25 protein-coding genes are annotated in these 19,023 nt (G+C 35.3%); 22 read left to right on the forward strand and 3 right to left on the reverse strand.

Annotation, left to right across the window (positions count from 1 at the left end; all coding sequences use genetic code 11):
* Positions 1 to 5: 5 nt before the first annotated feature.
* From NBT05_RS09415 to NBT05_RS09425, 3 genes are all read right to left on the reverse strand, one after another.
* Positions 6 to 1,736, reverse strand: coding sequence for a SusD/RagB family nutrient-binding outer membrane lipoprotein (locus NBT05_RS09415; RefSeq protein ID WP_265769614.1), 1,731 nt, complete (start codon positions 1,734 to 1,736; stop codon positions 6 to 8).
* 11 nt (positions 1,737 to 1,747) lie between these two features.
* A complete protein-coding gene (locus NBT05_RS09420; protein ID WP_265769615.1) occupies positions 1,748 to 4,978 on the reverse strand; it encodes a SusC/RagA family TonB-linked outer membrane protein in 3,231 nt (1,076 codons plus the stop codon).
* A 237-nt stretch (positions 4,979 to 5,215) separates the two neighbouring features.
* Complete coding sequence (locus NBT05_RS09425; RefSeq protein WP_265769616.1) at positions 5,216 to 6,907, reverse strand: hypothetical protein; 1,692 nt, start codon at positions 6,905 to 6,907, stop codon at positions 5,216 to 5,218.
* 179 nt (positions 6,908 to 7,086) lie between these two features.
* Here NBT05_RS09425 and rpsL point away from each other — a divergent pair, with 179 nt between their 5' ends.
* From rpsL to rpsE, 22 genes are all read left to right on the forward strand, one after another.
* Positions 7,087 to 7,461, forward strand: coding sequence for a 30S ribosomal protein S12 (rpsL, locus tag NBT05_RS09430; protein ID WP_024770883.1), 375 nt, complete (start codon positions 7,087 to 7,089; stop codon positions 7,459 to 7,461).
* Positions 7,462 to 7,522: 61 nt separating this feature from the next.
* A complete protein-coding gene (gene rpsG / locus NBT05_RS09435; RefSeq protein WP_265769617.1) occupies positions 7,523 to 7,999 on the forward strand; it encodes a 30S ribosomal protein S7 in 477 nt (158 codons plus the stop codon).
* A 10-nt stretch (positions 8,000 to 8,009) separates the two neighbouring features.
* Complete coding sequence (gene fusA / locus NBT05_RS09440; protein ID WP_265769618.1) at positions 8,010 to 10,136, forward strand: elongation factor G; 2,127 nt, start codon at positions 8,010 to 8,012, stop codon at positions 10,134 to 10,136.
* 11 nt (positions 10,137 to 10,147) lie between these two features.
* A complete protein-coding gene (gene rpsJ / locus NBT05_RS09445; protein WP_265769619.1) occupies positions 10,148 to 10,453 on the forward strand; it encodes a 30S ribosomal protein S10 in 306 nt (101 codons plus the stop codon).
* A 372-nt stretch (positions 10,454 to 10,825) separates the two neighbouring features.
* Positions 10,826 to 11,443 (forward strand): 50S ribosomal protein L3, encoded by a 618-nt coding sequence (gene rplC / locus NBT05_RS09450; RefSeq protein ID WP_265769620.1) that lies wholly within the window; start codon positions 10,826 to 10,828, stop codon positions 11,441 to 11,443.
* Complete coding sequence (rplD, locus tag NBT05_RS09455; RefSeq protein WP_265769621.1) at positions 11,443 to 12,072, forward strand: 50S ribosomal protein L4; 630 nt, start codon at positions 11,443 to 11,445, stop codon at positions 12,070 to 12,072. The genes rplC and rplD overlap by 1 nt, the downstream gene beginning before the upstream one ends.
* Before the next feature lie 5 nt (positions 12,073 to 12,077).
* A complete protein-coding gene (gene rplW / locus NBT05_RS09460) occupies positions 12,078 to 12,368 on the forward strand; it encodes a 50S ribosomal protein L23 (protein ID WP_265769622.1) in 291 nt (96 codons plus the stop codon).
* A 9-nt stretch (positions 12,369 to 12,377) separates the two neighbouring features.
* Positions 12,378 to 13,202, forward strand: coding sequence for a 50S ribosomal protein L2 (gene rplB / locus NBT05_RS09465; RefSeq protein WP_265769623.1), 825 nt, complete (start codon positions 12,378 to 12,380; stop codon positions 13,200 to 13,202).
* A 6-nt stretch (positions 13,203 to 13,208) separates the two neighbouring features.
* A complete protein-coding gene (gene rpsS, locus NBT05_RS09470; RefSeq protein WP_024770876.1) occupies positions 13,209 to 13,487 on the forward strand; it encodes a 30S ribosomal protein S19 in 279 nt (92 codons plus the stop codon).
* Between the two features lie 7 nt (positions 13,488 to 13,494).
* Positions 13,495 to 13,902: a 50S ribosomal protein L22 gene (gene rplV / locus NBT05_RS09475; RefSeq protein ID WP_265769624.1), complete on the forward strand. Its 408-nt coding sequence runs from the start codon at positions 13,495 to 13,497 to the stop codon at positions 13,900 to 13,902.
* A gap of 8 nt (positions 13,903 to 13,910) precedes the next feature.
* Positions 13,911 to 14,636, forward strand: coding sequence for a 30S ribosomal protein S3 (gene rpsC / locus NBT05_RS09480; protein ID WP_265769625.1), 726 nt, complete (start codon positions 13,911 to 13,913; stop codon positions 14,634 to 14,636).
* 17 nt (positions 14,637 to 14,653) lie between these two features.
* The gene (gene rplP, locus NBT05_RS09485; protein ID WP_265769626.1) at positions 14,654 to 15,073 is read left to right on the forward strand and encodes a 50S ribosomal protein L16; all 420 of its coding nucleotides are present in this window, start codon (positions 14,654 to 14,656) and stop codon (positions 15,071 to 15,073) included.
* Positions 15,074 to 15,077: 4 nt separating this feature from the next.
* On the forward strand, positions 15,078 to 15,272 hold the full coding sequence (rpmC, locus tag NBT05_RS09490) for a 50S ribosomal protein L29 (protein ID WP_265769627.1): 195 nt from the start codon (positions 15,078 to 15,080) through the stop codon (positions 15,270 to 15,272).
* Between the two features lie 11 nt (positions 15,273 to 15,283).
* Positions 15,284 to 15,541, forward strand: a complete 258-nt coding sequence (gene rpsQ, locus NBT05_RS09495; protein ID WP_265769628.1) for a 30S ribosomal protein S17 — start codon at positions 15,284 to 15,286, stop codon at positions 15,539 to 15,541.
* A gap of 2 nt (positions 15,542 to 15,543) precedes the next feature.
* On the forward strand, positions 15,544 to 15,912 hold the full coding sequence (gene rplN, locus NBT05_RS09500) for a 50S ribosomal protein L14 (RefSeq protein ID WP_265769629.1): 369 nt from the start codon (positions 15,544 to 15,546) through the stop codon (positions 15,910 to 15,912).
* A gap of 13 nt (positions 15,913 to 15,925) precedes the next feature.
* Entirely contained in the window at positions 15,926 to 16,237 is a 312-nt protein-coding gene (rplX, locus tag NBT05_RS09505; protein WP_265769630.1) for a 50S ribosomal protein L24, read from the forward strand.
* A gap of 2 nt (positions 16,238 to 16,239) precedes the next feature.
* A complete protein-coding gene (gene rplE / locus NBT05_RS09510; protein WP_265769631.1) occupies positions 16,240 to 16,791 on the forward strand; it encodes a 50S ribosomal protein L5 in 552 nt (183 codons plus the stop codon).
* 1 nt (position 16,792) lies between these two features.
* Positions 16,793 to 17,062, forward strand: a complete 270-nt coding sequence (rpsN, locus tag NBT05_RS09515) for a 30S ribosomal protein S14 (RefSeq protein WP_265769632.1) — start codon at positions 16,793 to 16,795, stop codon at positions 17,060 to 17,062.
* Between the two features lie 89 nt (positions 17,063 to 17,151).
* Positions 17,152 to 17,550 carry a 30S ribosomal protein S8 gene (rpsH, locus tag NBT05_RS09520; protein WP_265769633.1) on the forward strand — a complete coding sequence of 133 codons (399 nt, stop codon included), beginning with the start codon at positions 17,152 to 17,154 and terminating at the stop codon, positions 17,548 to 17,550.
* A 26-nt stretch (positions 17,551 to 17,576) separates the two neighbouring features.
* Entirely contained in the window at positions 17,577 to 18,119 is a 543-nt protein-coding gene (rplF, locus tag NBT05_RS09525) for a 50S ribosomal protein L6 (protein ID WP_265769634.1), read from the forward strand.
* A gap of 9 nt (positions 18,120 to 18,128) precedes the next feature.
* A complete protein-coding gene (rplR, locus tag NBT05_RS09530) occupies positions 18,129 to 18,485 on the forward strand; it encodes a 50S ribosomal protein L18 (protein WP_265769635.1) in 357 nt (118 codons plus the stop codon).
* Positions 18,486 to 18,488: 3 nt separating this feature from the next.
* On the forward strand, positions 18,489 to 19,013 hold the full coding sequence (rpsE, locus tag NBT05_RS09535) for a 30S ribosomal protein S5 (RefSeq protein WP_265769636.1): 525 nt from the start codon (positions 18,489 to 18,491) through the stop codon (positions 19,011 to 19,013).
* Positions 19,014 to 19,023: the final 10 nt, after the last annotated feature.

Consider the following 19,023-nt stretch of genomic DNA (forward strand, 5'->3'; position numbering starts at 1 on the left):
AAGTTTTAATCAACCGTCGGCCCGCCTTCTGCCCAGAATACGCGAACGGCTTGATTTGGTTTTTGATCTACATTTGAATTCTGTTGAAATAATTCTTGAGGGTATAAAAACGAATTTATAAACTCTCCAGGTTGAGGCTCTAATGCTGGTTGTAACATAGATGGAAATCCTGTTCTACGATATGTATTATAAGCTTCTAGTCCGTTTCCATATAACGCTTTAAAATATTCGATAACGACTAATTCTAATCGATCATTTCCAGATAAACTATCATATCTTTCTAAAACATCTTCAACATAATCTTCAATATCATCATTACTTGGAACATAGAAATCTCGAATAGTACGCTCTTCATCCGCATCAGTATCTGGATCATCAGGAACTACTACATTATCTAAATAATCTAAACGTTCGCCGAAAGATACAACCTTAGAAATCGACTGTCTTACCGCTTCTTCTAAATAACCTCGAGCATCTCCGTCCACACCAATAGTAAGAGCACCTTCAGCAAGCATAAAGTTAGTAAATGAAGATAACATAATAGGAGAAATACCTGCCCCTTGTAATCCTATATCCCTTCCTGGTATAGGAGTTCCTCGTTGATCGTCAAAAAGACCTCCTATTGGATAAACTCCCCAAGTAGTTCTTAATCCACCATCAGGAGGAATACCATCGTTATCTAAATGATCTCTTCCCCAATATCCATCTCCAGGATTGCAATAAGTGTCAGATGATGAATAGTGTATAGGACGTGCAATAGTAATACATTCATTTTCATTAGGATCCATCGTAAAATCTAAAGATTGCCTATAGAAATAATAACGAGTTCTAGGATCTCCATCTGTATAGTCATCTTTTACTAAAGTCATATAGGAGTTACTCATGTAATCCGTAACATCAGCAGCTACGTCAAAATTTCGGCCAAATATAGGATGTCTACTATCAGGATTAGCATCAGTAGTCGAATATTGAAATTCAAAATCATCATCTGTAGTTAAAATTAAATTCCCCTCAGATAATAAAGCATTAATTTTAGAACCTGCATCAGAATCTACTAATCTAGTTTGGATATATAATTTTAATTTTAATGTGTTTGCTAATTTAATCCATTTAGATTCATCACCGTCATAATAGAGATCATTAGCTGGTAAACTAGCTTCATCTCTATTAAAGTTTTCAATAGCTTGATTTAATAAGGATTCAACAGCTTCGTAAACATCTTGACCGCTATCAAGATTAGGATTTAAAAAATCGGCACCTTGTAACGCCTCAGAGTAAGGCACTGGACCATATAAATCAACAAATCCCATTATAATATATGCTTCCACTACTTGCGAAATACCTATATGGGTATATAACTCTGCTTCTTCTGCTAATGGAATCATAGTTCGCCCATCAATTAGCGGTCCAGCGTAAGCATTTTGATATAAAATATCTGTTCTGGATGGTAAATAAATATTATCATATATAGGTCCAAAAGCATGTAAAATTCGAGTAACTTCCATACCATTTTCGGAGATTCCTGCATTATCATTTAGCTGATCACCATCAAAAAATGCAGCTAATCCTACTTGAATGGAGTTTAAAAACAAGTCAATATCCGCTTCCTCCGGAGTTAATGCATTAGGGCTATCTAATATTTCTAATTCTGTAGTTTCACATGATGTGAAGAACAGTAATGTAGTTGCAATCACCGTTGCAAATACATAATCTATAAGTTTATATGTATGTTTCATTTTCATTTTTATTAAAAAGTTGCCCTCACACTTACACCATATCTACGCGAAGATGGACCTGTAATGAAGTCGATACCTTGACCATTTCCTACTCCAGTACTTAACGTATTCGTATCAAAACGGATATCGTCAGGAAAGTTAACTGCTTTATACCAAATATTGTTTCCTCTTAAAGATAAGGATAGTGAACCAAAAAATGTGTTTTTTAAAAATCTTTCTGGCATGGTATACGTTAAACTAACTTCTTGCAATCTAATAGTAGTGCCATCATAAACTTGTAGTTCATTAGGTCCAAATCCTATAGTATTAAATCCAACGGTGGTAGCAGTAACCTGAATATCATTTGGTGTTCCGTCCTGCTTTACACCAGGTAGAATGTAAGTTGCAGTTCGATCGATTGGAAAACTAACGGTTCCTCTCCCTAAAAGTGTTCCTGCAGTTAGTGAATAAATATCACCTCCATGCCTATATAACATATTAGCAGATAAAGTAAAATCCTTAAAGAAGGTAAAAGAACTAGTTAAACCAGCAGTCCAATCAGGATTAGGATCACCAATAATTTCTATATCTGTAGTTTGTAAATATTCCCCATTTGAACCAACAATGCGATTTCCGTTATCATCTGTCTGCACCGCACTACCTTGTAAAACACCAAAGGGTTGTCCTACTATAGCGTAGTTAGCCGCACTACCATTTATTGTATTAGTTAAAGCAATTTGGTCAGTACCTTCTGGAAGTTCTGTTATCTCATTTTGATCCGCAAAAAAGTTTCCGTTTAATTCCCACCTAAAATTTTCAGTGGTAATAGGTTTTATACCAAAATCAATTTCAATACCTTCATTTTCTAATGAACCAGCATTTATCTGAGTTACTGAGAATCCTGAGGCAGGATCTAAAAATTGATCAGTAATTAGATTTATTGATTCTTTTTTATAAACACTAACATTTAAAGTTAATTTGTTATTGAAAAATTGAGTGTCAATACCTGCTTCCACTTCACGAAATTCTTCAGGTTCCAAATTAGGATTTCCTAATCTATTACTTACGGCATTACTTGAAATTACACTACTTTGAGAATCTACAAAGGTTCGGGTTGTCAAGGCCAATGTGTTTCTGGTAGCAAAAGGAACAGGAAATCCAGCTGAGGTACCATAACCAATTCTTAATTTAAGATAATCTAGTCCATTGTCACCTACTAAGCCATCAAATAATTCAGTAGGAATAAAAGAAATACTGGCAGCTGGATAAAATAAACTAAAATTATCCGTTTCTAAAGTAGAAGTCCAATCGTTTCTTCCTGCTAAGTTAATAAAGAAAGCGCCCTTATATCCGAAGGTTATATCAGAATATAAACCTAATTGATTTTCTTCAGATCTAAAAGCAATATTATTCCCGGTAAAACTATTAACAGTAGCGTGGTTTACAAAGTTAAAATGTTCTAATACTCCAAATGCTAATTGTTCTGTACTTTCAACCCCATCCCGTTCGAAGAAATCATTTCTAGATTGTCCACCTACAATAACTCTTAGATTCCAATCTTCCGTAATATTCTTATCATAATTCAAATTAATTGTATGACTTTGAATTTGATTACGCGATTGTGTGGTTCGAAAGATTCCTAGAGGATTACCATCTACACCGCCTCTATTTTGACCGTATGAACCAAACTCGGTGTAATCATCAATGGTGTATTGATAATTTGCACCGATATTATCACTGAAATTGTAGTTGAAAGCAAAACTTCCAAAGATACGACTAGTATTTTGATTAGTTTCTGCATTATTAACCGTCCATAGAGGATTTTGAATATCATTTCCGGATCGATAATAGATACTTCTTCCGTCTGCTGTTTGAAATGGAAGACCTAATAAATCTACACTACGCGGTGTATATAAAACATCTCCAAAAACAGACGAACCATCTCCTACAGTTCCACTTCCTGCAGAAGCAGCAATAGGTGGAGTTTTGTAGTCCGTATTAGCATAGTTTAAGGTTCCACTTACATTGAGGTTATTAGTTAAATTTGCGTTACCTCCCATGGAAATGGTAGTTCTTCTAAGTTTATTACCAGGCGTGAATCCCGTGTCTTCCAAATTCCCTAAACTTAAGTTATAAGTAGCTTTATCCGAAGATCCTCGAACACTTATCGAATTATCACTAACACTACCGGTTCTAAAGAAGTTTTCTACACTATTATAGTTTTGATATCTATAGTTAGAATTTATCAAGTCTTCAAAACCTACTTGTAGAGAAGCATCTGAAAGACGTCCAAAGGGATGTTCTACTAGTATGGTACCATCCTCAGCAACACCTCTAAATGAAGTACCGTACGGTGCTGGATCGGTATTATTGAAATTTGGCCCCCAGTTACTAAAGAAAAAACCAAAACCTTGATGAAAACCACCTCCAAATTCTGTTTGAAACTTAGGTAAAACTGCTTCATTGATAAAATAAGAACTTGATACGGTTACTTCCAGTTTTCTATTAGCCACTCTCTTACTACCACTTTTTGTAGTAATTAAAACTACCCCATTACTTCCTCGCTCTCCATATAAAACCGTAGCACTAAGCCCTTTTAAAACTTTGACATCCTCAATAGAATTTGGGTCTAAGTCCAAAAATCTACTTGATTCAGTTACAGAATCAAAAAATGCGGTTTGTTCATTAGCCCCTCCGTCGAAAGGAATTCCGTCGACTATAAAAAGAGGTTGATTGCTTCCTGAAATAGAATTGTAACCACGAATAATAAAGTTGGTTCCAGAACCAGAAACGCCGTTGGTTGCTGTAATGTTTATACCGGCTGCTTTACCTTGGAGTATTCGCCCAATATCCCCCTGAGGTTGTTGTTGAATTTCTTCAGAAGAAACAGTACTTACACTATATCCTAAAGACTTTTTCTCTCTCGTAATACCCTGTGCGGTTACAATAACCTCATCTAATTGAGCGGCATCTTCGGCAAGTTGAATATCGATTGTAGAAGTAGACCCTACAGTAACTTCCTGAGTTGCAAAACCAACAAAACTGAAACTCAATACATCATCATTATTTGCAGAAATACTATATTTCCCATCAAAATCTGTCTGAGTTCCATTACTGGAATTCTTTACAACTACATTAACACCAGGTAAAGGCAAACCCGATGGATCAGTCACCGTACCGGAGATAGATTGTTCTTGTGCAAATAAAGGATGCACTACTAATGCTATAAAAAGCATTAGAATCCCACATAACTTTGTTTTCATATTTAATTATTTGAATTAGCCAACACCAAAAATGTGAATAAATACTTAATAAAACAACTTTTATTGGAAATAAAAGAAAACTTTAAAAACTATGGAATTGAAGTATATACAATATGGGATAGGACTATTTTTTAATATTACAGTATAAATTTTAATTTTTTATCAGTATCCAAAAAAAATAACTTTATTTTGAGGAATTAGTAATTCTTGACTTCTAAAATTTTATAAAAACTTCTATCAAAACCTCGCCAATAAACTCAAATGGACTTTGGTATTAGAAAATTTAAAATTAGTTTCATCGGTTTTGCCATTTGCAAATTGTAGCTTAAAGATTCCGGTTTTGGTATTAAAAGCGATCCCAAAACCTACGGTGCTTAGATTAGATGACAGGTTAGTAGTGTTATCTTCAAAATAGGCAAAATCCAAAATGGAATGTATGTAGAGATTTGAAGATAATAGGTAGCGGTATTCAGTTCTAAATACGGAATAAAGAGAACTGTTAATTGAATTTTCTTCAAAACCACGTATAGAAGTTAATCCGCCAAATCGATACAGTTCATTAGTAAAAACAGAATCTGATAAAATAAGAGCAGACTGATTTTCAAAATAAATAAAGTTTCGACTATTAAGCGCAGGCGTATAGCTTAATATAAAATTTCCTTTCTGTTGATTAATAGTAGTGTTGTTTGAGTTTCGGTTTCCCGTAGAGATAGAAGTTTGGATACCTAGTTTTATTGGAAAAAAATTATGAGATCTCGGGATCTGATAAGTTACCCCGCCTTTTACAAAATTAGATGTATAATCAATAATATTAGTAGGAGCTAACGTGTCCAAAAGACTATTTGATGTAGACCGTTCATAACCTAAAGTTATACTACTTTTAGGAGTTGCCTGGTAGGTTAGGTTAAGTTGTTGGTCAGTAGTGACAAAAGTAGAGTCTTGTCTGAAAATAGTTAATCCGGCATTTATTCCTACAGGACTTTTAAACAAGTAAGGTAATTTAGTACTAATCTTAAAGCGCTGTTGTTCCCCCCCGTTCGCTTTGTAGTTGATAAATAATTCTTCCCCAAAATTTAAATTGTTTAAAAGAGTAACGTTTATATTTCCATTTAATTCAAAATCTTGAGATTCGGAATCATTTGAAAACCCGATAAACCCATCAAAAACGTTGGCGGGCACTTTGTCTAAATAAAGATAAACAATAGTAGAGTCTTTAGTAAACAGAACTTCCGGCTCCTTTATGTTATTTACAAACTGGAGATTGTCCAGTAATTTAGATTTTTCGACAATTAAATCCTTACTAAAAGTTTTTCCATTTTTTAAACCACTGTAGTATTTTAAGAATGATCTTGGAAATTTTAAATAATTCTTGACAATTACTTTATTAGTTTTTCTTTGTTTAGACTTTTGAATTTGAAGCAAAGCCGTCACTTCAGAATCTCTCTTCCTAATATTTTTTAGAGTAACTGAGGTAAAAGGGTTTCCGGAATTACTATAAAATTCATTAATTTGAAGTAAGCTAGTAGTTATTTTTTCAAAAGGTAAAGCAAACGTACTATCCGTATAGACTTTTGAAATTTGTTTAATAGTTGCTATCGGAAGTTGCTTTTGGTCATAATAAATAGTCAGATGCTCATATTTCTTATTCAAATAAATAGTAATAGTTAAAACCGAATCACTAATCTTTTCTCCAGGTTTCTTTTGAAGATCTATAAAACCTTTTTTTTGTAGGGTAATGATCTTTTTGGAAACATACGTGGTTAAACTATCGTAACTTTTGAATTTACTTTTATTAAATACTTCACGAATAATAGAAGTTTCTAAACTGTCTTTTCCAGTGACGGTCAAGTTTAGATAATTTTCTTTTTGAGCATAGGAAGTACCAACTGATAACAAGATAAAAATTATAAAGTAGTACGTATATTTCAACTGAATCTGTTCAATTTTATCAGAAAAGTTAAAGAATTATAGAATGCTGTTCATCCATGATCTAAAAACTATTTCAAAATTAATGAATTAAGATTTGATTTACAGATAAATATTTCTACATTTGCAGCCCTTAATAAAAAAGGGATTGTTTAAAATCAATAAAATAGTATAAGCAAATTATGCCAACAATTTCACAATTAGTACGAAAAGGTAGAGCCAAAATAACCAAGAAGAGTAAATCGGCTGCTTTGGATTCGTGCCCGCAACGTCGCGGAGTGTGTACGCGTGTTTATACCACTACACCTAAAAAACCAAATTCTGCAATGCGTAAAGTTGCAAGGGTACGGTTAACTAACGGTAAAGAGGTAAATGCGTACATAGGTGGCGAAGGACACAATTTACAAGAGCACTCGATAGTATTGGTTAGAGGCGGTAGGGTGAAAGATTTGCCGGGAGTTAGATATCATATTGTTCGTGGAGCTTTAGACACCGCTGGTGTTGAAGGTAGAACGCAAAGAAGGTCTAAGTACGGTGCAAAACGCCCTAAAAAGTAAGAAGTATTATAGGGAGGGTTAAAAATGGAAACCTCTTTATCAATCAAGTAACTAAGTAAACATGAGAAAAAGAAAGGCGAAAAAAAGACCTATTTTACCAGATCCTAGGTTTAACGATCAGCTAGTAACCCGTTTTGTAAACATGATGATGTGGGACGGTAAAAAATCAGTAGCGTTTAAAATATTTTATGATGCTATTGACCTAGTTGACGAAAGAAAGCAAAACGAAGAAAAAACCGCACTTGAAATGTGGAAGGATGCATTATCCAATGTAATGCCTCACGTAGAAGTGCGAAGTCGAAGAGTAGGAGGAGCTACTTTTCAAATTCCAAACCCTATTCGACCAGATAGAAAAGTATCTACTGCAATGAAATGGCTTATTCAGTTTTCTAGAAAGAGAAATGAAAAGTCTATGGCACAGAAATTAGCTGCTGAAATTATTGCAGCAGAAAAAGAAGAAGGCGCTGCAGTTAAAAAGAGAGTAGATACTCATAAAATGGCAGAAGCAAATAAAGCATTTTCACACTTTAGATTTTAATTCCTGAGAAATGGCTAGAGATTTAAAATATACAAGAAATATAGGTATTGCCGCACATATTGATGCTGGTAAGACTACGACTACAGAACGTATTTTATACTACACAGGAGTAAGTCACAAGATAGGTGAGGTGCATGATGGCGCAGCTACTATGGACTGGATGGAGCAAGAGCAAGAGAGAGGTATTACCATTACCTCTGCAGCTACCACCTGTACCTGGAACTTTCCAACAGAAAACGGAAAACCTGTTAGCGATACAAAAGGATACCACTTTAATATAATTGATACTCCTGGACACGTTGATTTTACCGTAGAGGTAAACCGATCTTTAAGAGTATTAGACGGACTGGTATTTCTATTTAGTGCAGTGGATGGTGTAGAGCCACAATCTGAAACTAACTGGCGTCTTGCCGATAATTACAAAGTACCTCGAATAGGTTTCGTAAATAAAATGGACCGACAAGGTTCTAACTTTATGGCAGTTTGCCAACAGGTCAAAGATATGTTAGGTTCGAATGCCGTACCTATTGTATTAAATATTGGTGATGAATCTGATTTTAAAGGTATTGTAGATCTAGTAAAAAACCGTGCTATTATCTGGCATGATGAAACACAGGGATCTACTTTTGATATAGTAGATATTCCCGAAGATCTTAAAGAAGAAGCTAAAATTTTACGTGGTAAACTTATTGAAGAAGTTGCTGCATATGATGAAGACCTTCTTGAGAAATATATGGAAGATGAAGATTCTATTACAGAAGATGAAGTACATGCTGCTTTAAGAGCTGCTGTAATGGATATGTCTATCATTCCTATGATTTGCGGATCTGCCTTTAAAAATAAAGGAGTTCAGTTTTTACTGGATGCCGTATGTAGATACTTACCTTCTCCTACGGATAAAGAAGGTATTACCGGAGTAAATCCTAATACTGAAGAAGAAGAGCTGCGTAAACCAGATGTAAAAGAACCTTTTGCAGCATTGGCTTTTAAAATTGCTACCGATCCTTTCGTAGGGCGATTAGCGTTTTTCCGTGCATATTCCGGAAGACTTGATGCAGGTTCTTATATCTTAAATAATAGATCAGGTAAGAAAGAACGTATTTCCAGAATCTATCAAATGCATTCTAATAAGCAAAATGCTATTGATTTTATAGAGGCAGGGGATATTGGTGCAGCGGTTGGATTTAAAGACATCAAGACAGGTGATACCATGACTGATGAAAAAAATCCAATTATATTAGAATCAATGGACTTCCCGGATCCGGTGATTGGTATTGCAGTGGAACCAAAAACTAAAGCTGACGTCGATAAATTGGGAATGGCACTTGGTAAATTAGCTGAAGAAGATCCAACTTTTACCGTAAGAACAGATGAAGCTTCAGGTCAGACTATTATATCCGGAATGGGTGAATTACACCTGGATATTATTGTAGATCGTTTAAAACGAGAATTTAAGGTTGAAGTAAATCAAGGACAACCGCAAGTAGAGTACAAAGAAGCAATTACCCAAGCTGCTGATCATAGAGAAGTCTATAAAAAGCAATCCGGTGGCCGAGGTAAGTTTGCAGATATTGTATTTACTATAGAGCCAGCCGAAGAAGGAAAAGAAGGATTAGAATTTATATCTGAGATTAAAGGAGGAAATGTTCCTAAAGAATTTATCCCATCTATTGAAAAAGGATTTAAAATGGCTATGGTTAACGGTCCTTTAGCAGGATACGAAGTGGATGCTATGAAAGTTACTTTAAAGGATGGTTCTTACCATGATGTAGATTCGGATCAACTATCTTTTGAGTTGGCAGCCAAGTTAGGATTTAAAAATTCGGCAAAGGCGGCAAAAGCAGTAATTATGGAGCCTATTATGAAATTGGAAGTAATTACTCCCGAAGAAAATATGGGTGATATTGTAGGTGATTTGAATAGAAGGCGAGGACAGGTTAGCGATATGGGAGACAGGGCAGGTGCCAAAACGGTAAAAGCTACGGTGCCTTTATCTGAAATGTTCGGGTATGTTACAACCTTAAGAACCTTATCATCAGGTAGAGCAACCTCAACTATGGAATTTTCACATTATGCTGAAACACCTTCTAATATTTCAGAAGAAGTAATTGCAGCAGCAAAAGGAGTTAACGCTTAAGTAGTACAGCAATGAGTCAAAAAATCAGAATAAAATTAAAGTCATACGATCATAATCTAGTAGATAAGTCTGCAGAGAAAATTGTAAAGACAGTAAAGAGTACCGGAGCTGTAGTAACAGGGCCTATTCCTTTACCAACACATAAAAAATTATTTACGGTATTACGTTCACCACATGTAAATAAAAAATCAAGAGAGCAATTTCAGTTAAGTTCATATAAACGATTATTGGATATTTATAGCTCTTCATCAAAAACTATTGACGCCTTAATGAAACTTGAATTACCAAGTGGAGTAGAGGTCGAAATCAAGGTTTGATAATTCTTAGCTTTCAAGAGCGAAGCAAATTGAATGGTTAGAAGTATCAAATCCCAGCACAGGCTGAGAGCGAATAAATTGAAATGCTTTTATGTTTAGCTTTTCTAAAGATTATGAAGAAAGATCTTTGTTTTTTCTATGAAAAGTTAGCTAATATTAAATTCCGGTTTTAATTGGAATAAAAAATTAATTCTGAATTCAAAATTCCGAATTAAAAAACATGTCTCAAGCTGCGTGCAAGAGAAAAACGGAAAATACAATTCGGGATCGAAATGTGTTTGATCCCGTTTTATTTGAAATAAATTTTGTAAACGAAAGAAAAGTGGGTTAGAATAACTACCACTTTGATTTCATAATTTTAAATTAATAAATATGTCTGGGTTAATTGGAAAAAAGATTGGCATGACTAGTATTTATGACGAGAATGGAAAGAATATTCCATGTACCGTCATACAAGCAGGTCCATGCGTTGTTACCCAAGTCAGAACCGAAGAAGTTGACGGCTACGAAGCAATTCAGCTAGGTTTCGATGACAAAGCAGACAAAAACGCAACTAAAGCGGCCTTAGGTCATTTTAAAAAAGCGGGAACTGCTGCAAAACGTCGAATCGTAGAATTTCAAGGTTTTGAGGAGGATTTTAAATTAGGAGATGTGCTAACTGTTGAACATTTTATTGAGGGAGAGTTCGTAGATATATCCGGAACTTCTAAAGGTAAAGGTTTTCAAGGAGTGGTAAAGCGTCATGGTTTTGGCGGTGTAGGACAAGCAACTCATGGGCAACATAACCGATTAAGAGCACCTGGTTCTATTGGAGCCGCTTCTTATCCCGCTCGTGTTTTTAAAGGTATGAAGATGGCCGGAAGAATGGGCGGAGAAAAAGTAAAAGTTCAAAACCTAAGAGTATTAAAAGTAGTTTTAGATAAAAACCTATTAGTAGTAAAAGGTTGTGTTCCCGGGCATAAAAATGCGTACGTAACAATTCAGAAGTAATGGAGATAGCAGTATTAGATATCAACGGAAAAGAAACAGGTAGAAAGGCAGACCTTTCTAATGAAGTTTTCGGTATTGAACCCAATACCCATGCAGTTTATCTGGATGTAAAACAATATTTGGCAAATCAACGTCAAGGTACCCATAAAGCTAAAGAAAGAGCTGAAATTACCGGAAGTACCAGAAAAATAAAGAAACAAAAAGGAACTGGTACGGCAAGGGCAGGTAGTATTAAGTCTCCTATTTTTAAAGGAGGTGGTAGAATTTTTGGTCCAAGACCACGTAATTATTCTTTTAAACTAAATAAAAATTTAAAGAAGTTGGCAAGAAAGTCAGCTTTAAGTTTAAAAGCAACCGATAAACAAATTACAGTAATCGAAGATTTCTCTTTTGATACTATAAAAACAAAGAATTTTACCAATGTTTTAAACTCTTTAGGGGTTCAGGATAAAAAAACCTTGTTTGTGTTGGGTGAGTCAAATAAAAACGTATATTTGTCGTCACGTAATTTAAAGAGTTCTGAAGTTATAACGTATTCTGAATTAAGTACTTATAAGATAATGAATGCAAATAGCTTGGTGCTTTTAGAAGGTTCTTTGAAAGGAATTGAAACGAATTTAAGTAATTAGAAACCATGAGTATTTTAATTAAACCTATTATTACAGAAAAAGCAACATCGGATAGCGAACTTTTTAACCGTTATGGCTTTGTAGTGGATAAGAAAGCTAATAAGGTAGAAATTAAAAAAGCTGTAGAAGCAGCTTATGGAGTTTCTGTTGATAAAGTTCGAACAATTAATGTTCGCCCGGATCGTAGTTCCAAGTTTACAAAAACAGGAATGATCACTGGTAAAACGGCAGCTTATAAAAAAGCAATCGTACAGGTGGCGGATGGTGATGTAATTGATTTATATAGTAATCTTTAAGATTTTTAAATGTCAGTAAGAAAATTAAAACCAATTACACCTGGTCAGCGTTTTAGAGTAGTCAATGGGTTTGACGCCATTACTACTGATAAGCCGGAGAAGTCTTTATTAGCTCCGTTAAAAAAATCAGGTGGTAGAAACAGTCAAGGTAAGATGACCATACGCTATAAAGGTGGTGGTCATAAAAAGAGATATCGAATTATCGATTTTAAAAGAGATAAACAGGGCATTCCTGCTACTGTTGCATCTATAGAATACGATCCTAATAGAACAGCTTTTATCGCGTTATTGAATTATCAGGATGGCGAAAAAAGGTATGTTGTTGCACAAAATGGTTTACAAGTAGGTCAGAATGTGGTTTCCGGTAGCGATGTAGCTCCAGAGATTGGTAATGCAATGCCTTTAAGTTCTATTCCCTTAGGTACTATTATTTCCTGTATAGAATTACGTCCCGGTCAGGGTGCGGTGATGGCAAGAAGTGCAGGTTCTTTTGCACAGTTAATGGCTCGAGATGGTAAATTTGCCACCGTTAAATTACCTTCAGGAGAAGTTAGATTAATTCTTGCAGATTGTTTAGCAACTATCGGAGCGGTTTCTAATAGTGATCATCAATTGATCGTAGGAGGAAAAGCAGGTAGAACAAGATGGTTAGGCAGAAGACCAAGGACTAGACCGGTAGCTATGAACCCCGTTGATCACCCAATGGGTGGTGGTGAAGGACGTTCTTCCGGTGGGCATCCTCGATCTAGAAAAGGGCTTCCTGCAAAAGGCTTTAGGACACGTTCTAAAACTAAGGCAAGTAATAAATATATTGTAGAACGTAGAAAGAAATAAGAAGATATGGCACGTTCATTAAAAAAAGGACCTTACGTTCATTATAAATTAGAAAAGAAAGTAGCTGCAAATGTAGAGGCTAATAAAAAGTCTGTGATTAAGACTTGGTCAAGAGCTTCTATGATTACTCCCGACTTTGTTGGGCAAACGATAGCAGTACATAACGGTAGGCAGTTTGTTCCTGTATATATTACCGAGAATATGGTAGGACATAAGTTAGGCGAATTTTCACCAACTCGATCTTTTAGAGGTCATGCAGGTGCTAAAAATAAAGGAAAAAAATAATATAGCTATGGGAGTTCGTAAAAGACAAATGGCGGATCGTATTAAGGAAGAGCGTAAGCAGGTTGCATTTGCAAAACTTAATAACTGCCCTACTTCTCCAAGAAAAATGAGATTAGTAGCAGATTTAGTTAGAGGTGAAGGTATAGAAAGAGCACTACACATTCTTAGGTTTAACCCAAAAGAAGCTTCAAGACGCTTAGAGAAGTTATTATTATCTGCTGTTGCTAATTGGCAAGCAAAGAATGAGGATGCGGATATAGAAAATGCCGACCTGTTTGTAAAGGAAATTCGCGTAGACGGAGGAAGTATGTTAAAAAGATTAAGGCCTGCACCTCAGGGAAGGGCTCATAGAATTAGAAAAAGATCTAATCACGTTACCGTAGTATTAGATGCTAAAACCAAAACACAAAGCTAACAGGTAGTATGGGACAAAAGACAAATCCAATAGGAAATCGTTTAGGTATTATCAGAGGTTGGGAATCCAACTGGTACGGTGGAAATGATTATGGAGATAAGTTAGCCGAAGATGATAAGATTCGGAAATATATTCATGCTCGATTATCTAAAGCTAGTGTTTCAAGAGTTATTATTGAAAGAACTTTAAAGTTAGTAACAGTGACTATTACTACGGCTCGACCTGGAATTATTATTGGAAAAGGTGGTCAGGAAGTAGATAAGCTAAAAGAAGAGCTTAAGAAAATTACTGACAAAGAAGTTCAGATTAATATTTTTGAGATTAAAAGACCTGAACTGGATGCCTTTCTAGTAGCATCTAGTGTAGCAAGACAAATCGAAAGTCGTATTTCCTACCGTAGAGCTATTAAAATGGCTATTGCAGCCGCAATTCGTATGAATGCCGAAGGTATCAAAATACAAATATCAGGAAGATTAAATGGAGCAGAAATGGCTCGTTCGGAGTCTTACAAAGATGGTCGTATTCCTTTATCTACTTTTAGAGCAGATATCGATTATGCCCTAGTAGAAGCTCATACCACTTACGGTAGATTAGGAATAAAAGTATGGATCATGAAAGGGGAGGTTTATGGTAAGAGAGAACTTTCTCCTTTAGTAGGATTATCAAAGAAACAAGGTAAAGGTAATGATAGAGGCGATAATCGAGGCGCTGGGAAATCACGCCGTCGTAAATAACCTATAAAAACTAAAAGATGTTACAGCCTAAAAGGACAAAATTCAGAAAGCAGCAAAAAGGGCGTATGAAAGGAATCTCTCAAAGAGGTCATGAACTTTCAAATGGTACCTTCGGTATAAAATCTCTTGATTCCAGTTTTGTAACCGCGCGACAGATTGAAGCAGCCAGGATTTCGGCCACCCGGTATATGAAAAGAGAAGGAGCTTTATGGATTAAGATATTTCCGGATAAGCCAATTACCAAGAAACCTTTAGAGGTTCGGATGGGTAAGGGTAAAGGTGCTGTTGAGTATTGGGCAGCTGTTGTGAAACCAGGTCGAATTCTATTTGAAATAGGTGGTGTACCACTACCTATAGCAAAAGAAGCACTAAGATTAGCTGCGCAAAAACTACCTGTTAAGACAAAATTTATTGTTGCAAGAGATTATCAAGCTTAAGAATATGAGACAGACAGAAGTTAAAGAAAGATCTACGGTAGAATTACAGGAAGAACTTGCTAAATCTCGTAAAGAATACACGGATTTAAAAATGGCACATACAATGTCACCTTTAGAAAACCCTTTACAGGTTCGAAAAGTAAGGAAGACAATAGCCCGTATAAGTACGGAATTAAGAAATAGAGAATTAAACGGTTGATTCTACTAAACATGGAAAATAGAAATTTAAGAAAAGAACGTATCGGTGTTGTAACCAGTAATAAAATGCAGAAATCCATTGTGGTTTCTGAAGTTAAAAAGGTAAAGCATCCCATGTATGGAAAATTCGTTTTAAAAACGAAGAAATACGTTGCACATGACGAAAAAAACGACTGCAATATAGGTGATACTGTAAAGATCATGGAAACAAGACCTTTAAGTAAAACGAAGTGTTGGAGATTAGTAGAAGTAATTGAAAGAGCTAAATAATTATGGTACAACAGGAATCAAGATTAAAGGTCGCTGATAATACAGGAGGTAAAGAAGTACTTGTCATCCGTGTATTAGGTGGTACTAAACGAAGGTACGCTTCTGTGGGAGATAAGATTGTGGTAAGTGTAAAAGAAGCTACCCCTAATGGTAATATTAAGAAAGGAGCTGTTTCTACTGCAGTTGTAGTTCGAACTAAAAAAGAAGTCAGAAGACCTGACGGATCTTATATTCGCTTTGATGATAATGCTTGTGTATTATTAAATCCTTCTGGAGAAATGAGGGGAACTCGTGTATTTGGACCGGTGGCCAGAGAACTACGCGATAAGCAGTTTATGAAAATTGTCTCTTTGGCACCTGAAGTACTTTAAACCATATAGTGTAATGAAAAAGTTAAAGATAAAAACCGGAGATACGGTAATGGTAATTGCCGGAGACGATAAAGGGCAAAAGGGAACTGTAAAGTCAGTATCTCTTTTAACTAATAAAGCAATGGTCGAAGGAATTAATATGGTATTTAAGCACAAAAAGCCTAGTGCTACAAATCCACAAGGAGGAATTGTAAAGCAGGAAGCAGCTATTGATATAAGCAACCTATCCCTTTTGACCACATCCGGGGAAACTACTAGAGTTGGTTATAGAATTGAGAATGATAAAAAAGTAAGGTTTTCTAAGAAATCTAACGAAGTAATATAGTTATGTCTTATACACCGAGATTAAAGCAAGAGTACAAAGAAAAGATAATTTCTTCCCTCAAAGACGAATTTAGCTATGGTAATACTATGGAAGTACCAAAGCTTAAAAAGATTGTAGTTAGTAGGGGAGTTGGTGCTGCGGTTGCAGATAAAAAGTTAATTGATTATGCAGTAGATGAATTAACACTCATCACCGGGCAAAAAGCAGTAGCTACCATATCAAAAAAGGATGTTGCTACGTTCAAATTAAGAAAGGGTATGCCAATTGGAGCAAAAGTTACCCTACGTGGCGAACGTATGTATGAATTTCTCGACAGATTAATTACATCAGCATTACCTAGGGTAAGAGATTTTAACGGAATAAATGCTACGGGTTTTGATGGACGAGGTAATTATTCTATGGGAATCACCGAACAAATTATTTTTCCGGAAATTGATATAGATAAAGTAAATAAGATTTCTGGGATGAACATCACTTTTGAAACGTCTGCTCAAACAGATAAAGAGGCAAAATCATTATTGGCAGAATTAGGTTTGCCATTTAAAAAGAATTAGTATGGCTAAGGAATCAATGAAAGCTCGTGAAGTTAAAAGAGCAAAAACAGTACAGAAATACGCCGATAAGAGAAAAGCATTAAAAGAAGCTGGAGACTATGAAGCTTTACAAAAATTACCTAAAAATGCTTCTCCTATCAGACAACATAATAGATGTAAATTAACAGGGAGACCTAAAGGATATATGAGACAATTTGGTATTTCCAGGGTTACCTTTAGAGAAATGGCAAACCAGGGATTGATACCTGGTGTTACTAAAGCTAGTTGGTAAGTATACTACTAGGCACTAAAATTTAAAGTAACTTGAATTAAGGTTTAGGCATATAGTGGACTAAAAACCAAATTCATAAATAAACAAAGATGAATACAGATCCGATTGCTGATTATTTAACAAGAATCAGAAATGCAAATAACGCACAACATAGAGTAGTAGAAATTCCTGCCTCTAATGTTAAAAAAGAGATTACAAAAATACTATTTGATCAGGGGTATATATTAAGTTATAAATTTGAAAATACTACTGCTCAGGGAAGTATTAAAATAGCATTGAAATACGATAAAGTAACCAAAGAGCCTGTAATTAAAGATTTACAAAGAATTAGTAAGCCGGGTTTACGTAAATATTCAGGAGCAAGTGAAGTACCTAGAATATTAAATGGTCTTGGGATCGCTATCATTTCAACTTCACACGGAGTAATGACCGGAAGACAAGCTCAAAAGGAGAATGTAGGCGGTGAAGTGCTTTGCTATATCTATTAATAACAGTACAACAATACATACTTAAAATGTCAAGAATTGGTAAAAATCCAGTAACTATTCCGTCTGGTGTCACTGTAGATGTGAAAGGAAATTTTGTTACTGTTAAAGGAAAACTAGGAGAGTTATCACAAGAGATTGATAGCATTGATATAAAGATAGAGGATGATCAGGTGGTTCTTACCCGTCCTTCGGAAAATAAAGATCACAAAGCAAAACATGGTTTGTATCGTTCTCTTATAAATAATATGATTGAAGGTGTGGCAAAAGGCTGGACTAAAGAATTAGAACTTGTAGGTGTCGGATATAGAGCATCTAACCAAGGGCAAAAATTAGATTTAGCTTTAGGTTTTAGTCATAACATCGTTTTAGATATTGCCCCTGAAGTTACAGTGGAAACCATATCTGAAAAAGGTAAAAATCCAATTGTAAAACTAACTTCTTACGATAAACAGTTAGTAGGTCAGGTAGCAGCCAAAATAAGATCTTTTAGAAAACCTGAACCTTATAAAGGTAAAGGTATTAAATTTGTAGGTGAAGAATTAAGAAGAAAAGCAGGTAAATCCGCATAAATTATAGTTATGGCATTTTCAAAAAGTAGTAGAAGGTCAAAAATCAGAAAGCGAATCAGAGGAAGAGTTCATGGAACTTCAGAGCGTCCGAGATTGTCTGTTTTTAGAAGTAATAAGGAGATTTATGCTCAAATTATAGATGATATTACTGGTAAAACTTTGGCATCATCTTCATCTAGAGATAAGGAAGTTGCAGAACAGAAATCAAATAAGGCAGAAACTGCCAAATTGGTTGGGAAAAAATTAGCTGAGAAAGCCAAAGGTTCGGGAATTGAAACAGTAACCTTTGATCGTGGCGGATATTTATACCACGGTAGAGTAAAGTCATTAGCAGAAGGCGCAAGAGAGGCCGGTTTAAAATTTTAAATTATGTATCAAAAATATAAAAACGCTGAACTGGTTAAGCCAAGTGGTTTGGAACTAAAAGATAGACTGGTAGGAGTTCAAAGGGTAACTAAAGTAACTAAAGGAGGACGTGCTTTCGGATTTTCTGCAATTGTTGTCGTAGGGGATGAAAATGGAGTAGTAGGTCATGGTCTAGGTAAATCCAAAGAGGTTGCCGAAGCTATTTCCAAAGCTGTTGAAGACGCTAAAAAGAATTTGGTACGGATCCCATTACATAAAAGTACGTTACCTCACGAACAAAAAGGTAAATACGGAGGAGCCCGAGTATTATTAATGCCTGCTGCAACAGGTACCGGAGTAATTGCCGGTGGAGCTATAAGAGCGGTATTAGAAGCAGTAGGAGTTCATGATGTATTGTCTAAAAACCAAGGTTCATCTAATCCGCATAACGTGGTAAAAGCTACTTTTGATGCTTTACTACAATTACGAAGTGCGAATCAGGTTGCAGCGCAACGAGGTATTTCTTTAGAAAAAGTATTTAACGGTTAAAAGATTGAAG

Source organism: Aquimarina sp. ERC-38 (assembly GCF_026222555.1).
GTDB lineage: Bacteria > Bacteroidota > Bacteroidia > Flavobacteriales > Flavobacteriaceae > Aquimarina.